This window comes from Dietzia sp. SLG310A2-38A2, from assembly GCF_014145095.1.
Taxonomy (GTDB): domain Bacteria; phylum Actinomycetota; class Actinomycetes; order Mycobacteriales; family Mycobacteriaceae; genus Dietzia.
Window position 1 is genome coordinate 42,312 of the sequence record NZ_JAALDX010000056.1, and the last position, 10,890, is coordinate 53,201.

Annotated in this window: 10 protein-coding genes; 2 read left to right on the top strand and 8 right to left on the bottom strand. The window is 65.0% G+C overall.

Features of this window, described 5'->3' with window-relative positions; all coding sequences use genetic code 11:
* Positions 1–895: 895 nt before the first annotated feature.
* Entirely contained in the window at positions 896–1,213 is a 318-nt protein-coding gene (locus G6027_RS02345; protein WP_182635051.1) for a hypothetical protein, read from the bottom strand.
* 109 nt (positions 1,214–1,322) lie between these two features.
* A complete protein-coding gene (locus tag G6027_RS02350; protein WP_182635053.1) occupies positions 1,323–2,492 on the bottom strand; it encodes a hypothetical protein in 1,170 nt (389 codons plus the stop codon).
* Positions 2,493–2,937: 445 nt separating this feature from the next.
* On the opposite strand from G6027_RS02350, the gene G6027_RS02355 reads away from it, so the two are divergent.
* Positions 2,938–3,381: a hypothetical protein gene (locus G6027_RS02355; RefSeq protein ID WP_182635054.1), complete on the top strand. Its 444-nt coding sequence runs from the start codon at positions 2,938–2,940 to the stop codon at positions 3,379–3,381.
* A 351-nt stretch (positions 3,382–3,732) separates the two neighbouring features.
* On the top strand, positions 3,733–4,455 hold the full coding sequence (locus G6027_RS02360) for a hypothetical protein (protein WP_182635056.1): 723 nt from the start codon (positions 3,733–3,735) through the stop codon (positions 4,453–4,455).
* A 735-nt stretch (positions 4,456–5,190) separates the two neighbouring features.
* Here G6027_RS02360 and dnaB read toward each other — a convergent pair.
* From dnaB to G6027_RS02390, 6 genes are all read right to left on the bottom strand, one after another.
* Positions 5,191–6,981 (bottom strand): replicative DNA helicase, encoded by a 1,791-nt coding sequence (gene dnaB, locus G6027_RS02365; RefSeq protein WP_182635069.1) that lies wholly within the window; start codon positions 6,979–6,981, stop codon positions 5,191–5,193.
* A gap of 508 nt (positions 6,982–7,489) precedes the next feature.
* Complete coding sequence (rplI, locus tag G6027_RS02370) at positions 7,490–7,942, bottom strand: 50S ribosomal protein L9 (protein ID WP_182635058.1); 453 nt, start codon at positions 7,940–7,942, stop codon at positions 7,490–7,492.
* A 116-nt stretch (positions 7,943–8,058) separates the two neighbouring features.
* Positions 8,059–8,631 (bottom strand): single-stranded DNA-binding protein, encoded by a 573-nt coding sequence (locus tag G6027_RS02375; RefSeq protein WP_107747066.1) that lies wholly within the window; start codon positions 8,629–8,631, stop codon positions 8,059–8,061.
* Between the two features lie 89 nt (positions 8,632–8,720).
* Positions 8,721–9,008, bottom strand: coding sequence for a 30S ribosomal protein S6 (gene rpsF, locus G6027_RS02380; RefSeq protein WP_107747067.1), 288 nt, complete (start codon positions 9,006–9,008; stop codon positions 8,721–8,723).
* A 137-nt stretch (positions 9,009–9,145) separates the two neighbouring features.
* Complete coding sequence (locus G6027_RS02385; RefSeq protein ID WP_182609865.1) at positions 9,146–9,337, bottom strand: hypothetical protein; 192 nt, start codon at positions 9,335–9,337, stop codon at positions 9,146–9,148.
* The coding region (locus tag G6027_RS02390; protein ID WP_182635060.1) for a glycosyltransferase 87 family protein at positions 9,334–10,890 on the bottom strand (1,557 nt) is incomplete at its 5' end. The genes G6027_RS02390 and G6027_RS02385, both read right to left, overlap by 4 nt.

Here is a 10,890-nt window from a genome sequence, read left to right on the forward strand (position 1 = left end):
TCGTGGTGGTCGCTGCTGAGTACTTGAGGGTTTCGGAGCCACTGAATACTGCGGTTGGGAGCCACCGTCGTTGGTTTTGAGAGCGGGTGGCCGATGGGGTGGGAGCCACCGGCTCTCGTGCGCCGGTCCTGGGGGTTAGTTCACGGTGGTGTGTTCGCGCATTTGCACTGCTCGGGCGATTACCTCAAGGTCTGGGGTTGACAACACATCTGCCGTTGTCGCTGCGCATCGACCTCACCCGCTCAGTGACCGCCCTCCGGTCCTGAACTTGGCCGCCACAGTCAACCCGACAGGATAGTCACGCTGCTAGGCGACTCGAACACTCTTCGACGGAGGGTTGCACGGGCTCGATCCGCTCCCACTGCTCGTAGGCGAAGCGCCGAGACTTCTGCTTCTAGTGGATCTCGGTGCCGACAGGCACCGCCTAGCTATAAGAGACACGCCCTAGTTTGGCAACCGACATTTCGCCTTGCGCGGTGTCGGTTCCCAAACAGCTTGTCAGTACACCGCCGGCCCACCAGCACGTTGCCACCGTCCTGTCAGCCGCGGGTTGTGACGAGACTGGCAGAAGCCGCGCAGCTGACAATCCGTGACAATTTTATGTCGGCCAGAGCTCATCACCAGCCGCGTTCGGAAAGTTTGGCCAGACTGCCGCATCGTCGGCAACCCCTCCGCTGAGACTCTGTCCATCTACTCCTCGACAACCTCGGCGGGAAGCTGGACAGATGGGTGTGGCGGACCCTGCCGACCCTGCCGACCCTGAGGAGGGCATCGGAGTCGCGATCCGCTTGCGCTACGGCGGTCGCCGAGTCGCCATCACCGTCTGAACTCGTTGTCGTCGTCACCGCTCGCCCAATTACATACATGGCTCTCACCTTGACGCACGGTGACGTCACTAGTCGCCGGAAGGGATGACGTCGATGAAGTAGCCCATCATGGCCCCGACCCGGTCAGACGGGGAAGTACAGCTGAAGATCTCGTCGAGAAGATCGGCTATCGGCAGCGGCGAATCAATCTCCTGGAACCGTGAGCGCACCGTCCCCAGCCTCAGAGTCGGCGTCTCATCGACACACCTGAGTATCGGCTCCACCTCGAGCCTGGTAGCCACCCTGTCGTTGATACCGAGCACACTCAGCGCCCCGGCAATGGACACCCAGTCCCGGGTTAACTCGAACTCCTGCCGGATGGCCTCGGCAATTGTCTCCTGGCGCATCAACCCAGTATCTAGCAACATCGGGGCGCGCGAGGTCTCCCCGTTCAGAGCACGGCCTCCCGCACAGACTTCCGCGACGTCCCGCGCTTACTCTCGTCAGCCATTCTCGTCAGCTGTAGGGGAAGCGGAAGGCGATCGGGTCTACGACGTCTGCGTTGGCCGGATCGTTGAAGGGGTCGGGGCGGACCCAGTTCACGCGGCCGGGTGTCCGATCGTCGAAGTCGACGGTCTCTTCACCGCCGTCAGGTGTGCAGATGGTCAACGGATTGTTGTCTGCCCACTCCGCTACCCTGGTTACCTTGGTCTGGTTCTGGCGGCCCCGTTGCTTGCGACCTTCCCAGGCCAACGCCATCGTCTCCTCGTCCTCGACACGCACGAGCGAGTCGCCAACGAGTTCGCGGAACGGAAACTCTTCGGGATCGAACCGGATAGGACCGTATCGGTCATGGATACGCATGCTCGGATTCGGCTGGGTGATAGCGAACAGTCTCCCCTCGACGTAGACGGTGAAGTCACCTCCGTCCTCAGTCACGCGCCGGATGCTCACCTCACGCGTGCCGCCTAGGTCGCAGCGCACGATCTCTGCCGGGCACGTGATCCAGCAGCCGCCGCTATCCGCATGAAGCCGCCGACTTCCGCCGTAACCGGGTGGCTCGAAGGCCAGCGGGAGCAGGTACTCGGTCAAGCTGGCTGGAGTGTGGGAGCGGTCCAGGTGCAATAGGACGGGGGTGGATCGGTCCATGATCCATATGTCGGATCCGTGGGCCGCCACGTCGCCGGCATCGAAACGGGGCGATTGGTCGGGAACGGAGTCCAGGTCAAGATCGATCAGGATGCAGCGTTCTTCGAACTGACCGTCTTCCGCAAAGTTCCACCAGTCCGGCCAGTATCGGTCTGGTGACGTCCCGAGGTCTGTGAGCCGCTCGGTACCCGGCACGTAACCGTGCGCCCTATGCGTGACCTTGGCCTGCTGTTCGACGAGTTGGAGGCGGCGCACCCTGCCGGTCACTGTGCCGGGCTCTCCTGGCACTGCGTGGTGGAAGTCGGGTGTGAGGAAGCCTGCGATGTGCATCAGGCCGGCGACCGGGGAGTGGTGGCGCCAGGTGGCGGTCCACCCATTCCCGGCGACCTCGAACGGCCACCAGAGGGTGTCGTCCCGGTCGGCCCACGGGGCATCTCCGAACTTCGGCTGCACTGTGACGCGGTGGGGGGTCGTCCCCGGTTCGTTGGTTGCTGTGGATGAGCACAAGGAGAGGGTGACGCTGATGACGTCGTCCACGTGGAGCGGGGGAAGGGTTCCATCTTCGAATATTTCATGGCCCACGAGGACTTGAATCACTCGCGGCGTGCTACCGGATTCCATCGATGAGCCCCACGCAGTAGACGAACCGGTGGGCGAAGCCACCGGGCGCGGGGTTACCTGACTCGGACGGTACCCGACAGGCTTCGACCAAGCACACATTCGCAGTGCGGGGGTTCTTGCTGTGCTGGCCGGTTGTCGCTCTGAAGGTTGCTCCGTCGCGACAGCGGATACCGGCGCGTTTTAGTACTTTTCGGCCACCGGTTCGTCTGGATCCGGAGGGTGTGCCGATTTCGCTTCGGGTGCCCCACTATTAGCACGATCCCTCTGGGTGCGGATCGCAACACTAGGGGGCGTTGATTGTCGGCGAGGACTGGTAGATGAGGCCCAAACCTCGCGATTGTCGATGAGCTGAAAGCCTCGAATGAAGGCGGGCAACTATGGTGATCGGATGGTCAGCGGAGATGCCGATGCGGGCTCGGCGGCCGCTGGCCGATCGGGCGAGAGCGTTCTTCGTGGATTGCTCGTTTCCCTCCTGCCGGCGGTCGGCCTGCTCGTGGGCCTCGTGATCGGCTGGCACACGGTTACCTGGGCGGTCCAGACTTTCCGAGACGTCTCCGCGGTTCCAGACCTCTCGGCGGTGCCGGCACAGGACCGAGCGCCTGGAGTGCCCGGTCCGACGGTGGGCTATTGGCTTTCGTGGGCAGTTCCCGTTGTAGCGGTGTACGCGGCCAGCGGGCTGCTGTTGTGGAGGTGGCGGCGCGGACGGCTCCTGACCGGATCGGCCATGGCCGGCTTCAGTGCCGTAATTTTGTTGCTTGTTCCCCTGTGGGTATCGATCGAGGTCGGCGGTTTCGCGCCCAGCTGAGCTCATCCGGTAGTGCCTGGACCATCGCCTTCGGCTGGCAGGAAGTGAAGAAGACGGTGGTCACCTTCTTCGTCAACCTCGACGCCAGCGGTGCCGGTCCACTCTGCTTCGTCCCGGACCGGCCTGTTGATGAAAGAAACCGCGCAACGTCCTAGAACCAAGGAACTGGGACGGCCGCTTCGCCCTTGAAAACCGGGGGAGCAGGAGTCAGGAGTCGCTCGCGGACGGTGATGCCTGTTCCGACATGAATCGTCAACCGCCAGCGGTTACGCTCAGCGCAGCACGGTCGATGATGGGCGAACCGACGGCACGAACATGTGAGGGTGGCTGCGAGTGTGGGTCCAAGGGGCCATGCCGGTCGAGGATGCTGCCGAGCTTGAGTGGCTGCTGCCGCAGTTCACCGGCTCTCACCGCCAACTCACAATGCACGTCCCCGACGGCTACCCGGCGCACTGTCGCGTCCTTCACCGTCCGGATCCTCCAGGCGGGCCAGACCGCCCACCGCTTCGCTGGGCCGATATTGCCGCTCGCACTGGTGCAGTTATTCACCCGGGCGTGCAGTGGCATCGACTGATCGGCAGCGCGACCACCGACAACGATGGAGGGACCGTTTCCGGGGACCTGTATGCAGAGTGGAACGGGTACGCACCGTCGATCGGACAGATCGACGCGACGCAGTTCCTCATCCTTGCTGACATCCTTTCCCGCCACACCTCCACCGCCGACGATGTCTTCTTTGGTTTCTGGGAAGGCAACGGACGCATCAACACCAACGATGGCTCGTTCTTTCCAGGGATTAGTCCTGCACGGTTTCGGCTCGGTGGACGTCAGCAAATTGTGGTACGAGGCGATCTATCCGCAGTTGTAGGCACGCAGCGGGTCCCGTGGCCCACTCCGAACGCTATGTGGCCCGCGGACCGGTCCTGGTATCTCGCCACCGAGGTTGACTTCGACTCAACGATCATTGCCGGCGATGAGAGCCTCATCGCTGAACTTCTCGCCCATCCAGAGCTCGAGGCACTCCGCGCCTCGGTTGACCTGGATCTGACCTGCTTCGGCGACACGATCAACTAGGGCGTGTCTCCCGTTACTGAGTCGTGACTCGCGAGACCGTGGCCGGATTGGCCATTCTGTACTGGTAATTCGAAGACTAACGTTCCCGAGTGTGCCTCATCATCTTTAGAACACGGATTGATCATCGCGTGAGTTTTACTGCTTCGCGTCAAGCTTGTCCTGCCGGTACATTTCGGACATCTTCCCAGAGGGGGTCAACTACTAGCCATGAAACGAACTATCTTTATAAGTCCACATCGTGGCGTTCTCGGGTTCATATGGGGGGACACCAGGGGCGACAATGCTCTTAAGGGATTCGCCGGCCTCGTGGAGACCGAGAGCCTTGGACTCTCAGACAATCTAGTCGGGGAGTTTGAGGCATGGGTGACGGACTGGCATGAGAATTTTGTCGGACGTAATGAAGTGGGAGGGATGTGGGTCCCCGTCTGGCGGGAGGGGTTCGATAGCGCCGAGTGGCGATCCCACGGAGTTACCTTGCTGCACAGATTGCAGGATGAGAGGCCGGATCTGAATGTGAGCAATGGATTCGATTCTGACGTTTATCCAACGGATCCAGTCACCCATGAGCCGCAGTCTGACTAGGTCGTGTCTTCTGCTGACAGTGCTGGTTAGCCAGATCTGACCGGGTTTCTCGCGCCCGTCGCCACGAGAAACCGGGATGGACCTGACAAGTTAGCGGCACGCCACTGCCAGCAAACTGGCGAACTGACACACTGTTTGGCAACCAACAGGCACCTACAACCCGCGCGCCATATCGACGAACCGCGAGTAGTGCAGCTGGTGCGCCACGGTGATGGTGGAGGTCGGACCACCACGGTGCTTGCCCAGGATCAGGTCGGCCTCGCCGGCGCGGGGGTCGTCGCGCTCGGTGGAGTCGGGCCGGTGGAGCAGCATGACGATGTCGGCGTCCTGCTCGAGCGAGCCGGACTCGCGGAGGTCGGAGACCTGGGGCCGCTTGTCGGTACGCTGTTCCGGGCCACGGTTCAACTGGGAGATCGCGATCAGGGGCACGTCGAGCTCTTTGGCCAGCAGCTTGAGCTGGCGGGAGAACTCGGAGACCTCCTGCTGGCGGGACTCGACCTTCTTGCCGCTGGACATCAGCTGCAGGTAGTCCACCACGATCAGCCGGAGGTCGTGCTTCTGCTTGAGCCGGCGGGCCTTGGCCCGGATCTCCATCATGGTGAGGTTGGGCGAGTCGTCGATGAACAGCGGGGCCTCGGAGATCTCGCCCATCCGCCGGGCCATGCGGGTCCAGTCCTCGTCGCTCATCTTTCCCGACTTCATGTCGGAGAGCTTGACACGTGCCTCGGCGCTCATCAGACGCATGACGATCTCTGTCTTGCTCATCTCCAGGGAGAACAGCACGGAGGAGAGCCCGTTCTTGATCGAGCACGAACGCATGATGTCCAGGCCGATGGTGGAGTTGTGCGTGGGGATCGCGGTGGGGCCGGCCAGGTACAAGTGATCGTCGGCGGCGACCTCGATGCACCTGACCGGAACGCTCTGCGCGCTGCGCACGTCGATGATCAGGCGATCGGGGCGCCCGGAACCCGCACTCTCGGGCACCAGGATGCCGAAGTCGCTCACCAGCATCAGAGTCTCGAGCGACTTGGTGGTGACGGTCTGGTGGGTGCCGCCCATCTCGATCCGCCACTCGTGCTCGGCGTCCGCCACGATCTCCGCGCCATCGTTGAACCGCAGGGTGAAGCAGGGACGGTCCTCCCACACCTCGGTCACGGCCACGACCTCGGTCGGCTGCCCGTCGGCGCCGAGCACCCGATCGCCGACGCCCACGTTCCCCATGGTGGTCACGCCGCCCGGGGTCGGGAGCACGGTGTCCAGGGCGAGCGCCTTACCGACACCGGGTCGGGCGGCGATGATGATCATCTGCCCACCGTGGAGCCCGTTGGTCACGGCGTCGAGGTCTGCGAAGCCCGTGGGGACACCGTTGCTCAGCCCGCCGGCGGTGTGGATGGCGTCGATCTCGTCCATCGTGGGCTGCAGGAGCTCCTCGATGATCACGTAGTCCTCGGTGGTCCGTCGCTCGGTCACCTCGAAAATCTCGGCCTGCGCCCGGTCCACGACCTCGGCCACGTCGGCGCCCTCGGACCCCGAGTAGCCGAACTGCACGATCCGCGTCCCGGCGTCGACCAGGCGGCGCAGAATAGCCTTCTCCGAGACGATCTGCGCGTAGTACCCCGCGTTGGCCGCCGTGGGCACGGTCGAGATGAGGGTGTGGAGGTACGTGGCCCCGCCGGCGCGCCGGAGATCACCACGGCGGTCCAGCTCGGCGGCCACGGTGACGGCGTCCGCGGGCTCGCCACGGGCGTACAGATCCAGGATCACGTCGTAGACGGCCTGGTGCGACGGCTTGTAGAAGTCGCCCGGCTGGATCTCCTCCACCACGTCCGCGATCGCGTCCTTGCTGAGGAGCATTCCGCCGAGCACCGACTGCTCCGCGGTGAGATCCTGCGGCGGTGTGCGACCGAACTCGGAGCGTCCACCTTCGTCAGGCGGAGGCGGCATCTCGTCGGATCCGTCGAATCCCCCCTGCGCCATGACCTCTCCTCTCCGCCTCACGCCTCCGCGTTCGGTACTCCCCGAGTCGCCTCGCCTGCCCCGCGTGACCAGTTCACTGTAGGCCACCGGGGCGACACGCCCGGCAGCCACCCATCAAGTTATCCACAGGCTTCTCCACAATCGCTGGTGGCCGACTGTGGACAACTGTGGATGAATTCCCGATTCGCAGGTCCGATGCCGGTCCTACTGTGGACAACTGGTGGATTACCGGGTCGCAATTGAACAAAGGTGCTGGTCATCCCCGCATTCGCTCGCATGTGCGACGGTGGAGAACCGCGTCTATCACGCTCGGTTCAACGACGCAATAGGTAACGAAAGATGAACATTATTGGTATCGGATCCGACATCGTTGTATTTCGCCCACCCGGTTATCCACAGGCGGTCCACAACCCCGTCGTTCCCACGACGAGGGCCCCGGCCGTCGCGGACGACGACCGGGGCCCTACGTGGGAGATCAGGCGGGAACGACCTCGAACTCGACCTTGGCGGTCGTGTCATGCCCCAGTTCGACGACGACACTCTGGGCGCCGGTCGACTTGATGTGATCCTTGGGCATGTGGACGGCGCGCTTGTCGAGCGCCGGCCCCCCGGCGGACTTGATCGCGGAGGCGACGTCGCCCGCGGTGACCGAGCCGAACAGCTTGCCGGTGTCGGAGGTCTTGACGGCGACCTTGACGTCGGCGAGCGACTCGAGCTTCTGCTTGAGCTCGTTGGCGTGGTCCGAGTCGCGCACCTCACGGGCCTCCTGGACCCGCTTGATCGACTCGATCTGGCGCTCGGCGCCCGGGGTGGCCACGATGGCCAGCCCGCGCGGGAGCAGGAAGTTACGACCGTATCCGCCCTTGACCTCGACGATGTCGCCCGGCACACCGAGCTTGTCGACGTCGGCGGTGAGGATCAGCTTCATGATCCGTCTACCTTTCTTTCCTCCGACGAGCCGACCGGGGCCGGACTCTCGCGAGGTCATGTCTCATGCTTATGGGGTGGGGCGCATCGCGCGCCCCGAGGGAAAAGACCCTGGGATCAGAACGGGGGCTCGTCGTCCATGCCGCCGAAGCCACCGGAACCGCCGGCCCGGGGAGCGCTGCCCCACGGATCGTCGTTCTGCTGGCCGCCGCCCTGGCCGCCACCGAAACCGCCCTGCGGCTGGCCGCCGGACTGGAATCCGCCGCCCTGCTGACCGCCGCCCTGCTGGCCACCACCCTGGAATCCGCCCCCGCCGCCCTCGCGGTTGGTGCGGGTGACCTTGGCCGTGGCGTACTTGAGCGACGGGCCGACCTCGTCGACCTCCACCTCGTACACCGTGCGCTTCTCGCCCTCACGGGTTTCGTACGACCGTTGGCGCAGGCGACCGTTGACGACGACGCGCATCCCCTTCTGCAGGGACTCCGCCACGTTCTCGGCAGCCTGGCGCCACACGTTGCAGGTGAGGAACAGGCCTTCGCCGTCCTCCCACTGGTTGGTCTGGGAATTGAAGCGGCGCGGCGTCGAGGCGATCCGGAAGTTCGCCACCGCGGCACCCGACGGCGTGAACCGCAGCTCGGGGTCCGCGACGATGTTCCCGACCACGGTGATGGGGGTGTCGCCCTGTGCCATGCGCTTGTCCTCCGTGTTGACGCTCAGGTGGATGTGATCGGAGCTCGACCGACCACGCCCAGATTAGCGGGCGAGCCGGTGAACCCGGGTCACTTGTCGGCGCGGAGCACCTTGGTGCGGAGCACGTTCTCGTTCAGACCGAGCTGACGATCCAGCTCCTTGACCGCGTCCGGCTCGGACTTGATCTGGACGACGGCGTAGATGCCCTCGGTCTGCTTGTTGATCTCGTAGGCAAAGCGGCGCTTTCCCCAGACATCGACCTTGTCGACCGAACCGCCCTCTTGCCGGATCACGTTGAGGAACGTGTCCAGCGACGGCGCCACGGTGCGCTCGTCGAGACTCGGATCGAGGATGACCATCACTTCGTATTGACGCATGGGACCTCATCACCTCCTGTGGACTACAGATTCGGCCACGGAATTTCCGTGGCAGGAGGGTCGTTGCGTCAGCAACCCGCTAAGGCTACCCCGCTTGAGCTCGGTGGACGAAATCCCTGCAGCCCGATCGAGACGCCTCAGCCGTGCCGCAGGCCGATCGTCAACGCCAGGACGACGGGCACCACGGTGAGGAACAGGAAGGCCGCCACGGTCCAGGAGATCCACACGGGCTGGCGCCACCCCGCGCGGTGCCCGCCGGCGGCGGTGACCATGCAGACGAATCCGACGAGGATGCACAGGAACATCCAGATCATCGCACTGGTGCTCATCCGGTGGTGCCCTCCCTCTGCCGGGCCCCGCGGACCTCGTCGTCGTGGTCGTCGTCGTCGTCGTGGTCGTCGTCGGCGGGGGGTCCGACCAGCGGTTCCCCGGGGTCGGCGAGCACCCCGGCCAGGGGGTCCGGCCCCTCGGGCGTGCCCTGGTGCGCCATCCGGACCAGGTCCAGGTGCGGCCGGTAGATCTCGCGGATCACCACCACGCAGATGGCCACCACCATCAGGTCGCGCACCAGGACCAGCGGATGGAACGTCTCGGCCCCGATCCCCTTGTTCGCCACCCCGTGGAAGTACGACATGTGCGCCACCCACAGCAGGGCGTCGAAGACCATCCACGGCACCAGCAGCTTGGCCCGCGGCACCGCCAGCACCGCCAGCGGGACCAGCCACAGCGAATACTGCGGGCTCCACACCTTGTTGGTGAGCAGGAAGACCGCAACGATGAGGAACGCCAACTGGGCGATGCGCGGGGTGGTGGCGGCGGTGAGGCCGATGACCAGCACGGCCACGCAGCCGAGGGCGAACAGGACCAGGGACACCGTGTTGAGCGTGGCCGGGGCCTCGCCCGCAGCGCGACCGGCGTCGAAGCCCTCCCAGCCCGTCAGGGTCTGCATGACGGCGTAGATGCTCTCGGGGTTGGCGGGCCGATCCGAGTTGAGCCGGAAGAACTCCCGCCAGCCCTCCGGGAACGGGATCATGATCGGCAGGTTGACCGCCAACCACGCCGCCACCGCGGCCGCGGCCGCCTTGCCCAGGTCCACGAAGCGCCTGCGGCGGATGGCCACCACCAGCAGCGCGCCGAAGAGGAACAGCGGGTACAGCTTGGCCGCCACGCCGATCCCCAGGACGACCCCCGCCCAGACCGGTCTGCTGCGCGCCCACAGCAGGAGTGCCACGGACGCGAACGCGACCGCCATCAGGTCGTAGTTGGTGAAGGCCTGGAAGATGATCAGTGGGCTGGCCGCCATGAGCAGCGTGTCCCACGGCCGACGCCCGGCCGACAGATAGGTGGCCCATACGGCGACCATCCAGAGGAACGCGAGGATCACGGCCCCCAGCACGAAGTATTTGACCACCTCGATGGGACCGCCGGGGGCGACCGCGTGCCAGGCGTGGGCCGCCTGGGCGGTGACGTACTGGAACATCCCGGACACCACCGGGTACTCCATGTAGCGGGCCCCGCCGTCGTCGCCCACCCACATGTACCGATACGGCAGTTCCCCGGAGTCCAGGCCCTGCACGGCGTAGAGCGGGAGCGGGTCGGCGTAGCACGCCTTGTAGTACTGCTGGCCGGTCCAGTCGAGCCCCGGCGCGGAGCCGTCGGTGGGGGAGGTGGTGACCAGACATGCGGCCTTGGAGAAGAACCCGAGGGCCAGGAACAGCACCGCGAACATCATGATCACGCGCAGCGGTGTCCAGAACCGCTGGCGTCCTACGACCGCGTGCTCACCGACCGGGCCGCCCCACGCGTCCAGCACCGCCCCGCCGGCCCCGTCCCCGGGTCGTACCCGGTCGCGCGGCCCCAGCGACCGGAGGTCCCTGTCGAG

Coding starts and splice junctions, on each gene's coding strand:
- G6027_RS02345 (WP_182635051.1), bottom strand. CDS start 1,213: ATGCGCCAGGAGACAATTGCCGAGGCCATCCGGCAGGAGTTCGAGTTA.
- G6027_RS02355 (WP_182635054.1), top strand. CDS start 2,938: ATGAAGGCGGGCAACTATGGTGATCGGATGGTCAGCGGAGATGCCGAT.
- G6027_RS02360 (WP_182635056.1), top strand. CDS start 3,733: ATGCCGGTCGAGGATGCTGCCGAGCTTGAGTGGCTGCTGCCGCAGTTC.
- dnaB (WP_182635069.1), bottom strand. CDS start 6,981: ATGCCGCCTCCGCCTGACGAAGGTGGACGCTCCGAGTTCGGTCGCACA.
- rplI (WP_182635058.1), bottom strand. CDS start 7,942: ATGAAGCTGATCCTCACCGCCGACGTCGACAAGCTCGGTGTGCCGGGC.
- G6027_RS02375 (WP_107747066.1), bottom strand. CDS start 8,631: ATGGCACAGGGCGACACCCCCATCACCGTGGTCGGGAACATCGTCGCG.
- rpsF (WP_107747067.1), bottom strand. CDS start 9,008: ATGCGTCAATACGAAGTGATGGTCATCCTCGATCCGAGTCTCGACGAG.
- G6027_RS02385 (WP_182609865.1), bottom strand. CDS start 9,337: ATGAGCACCAGTGCGATGATCTGGATGTTCCTGTGCATCCTCGTCGGA.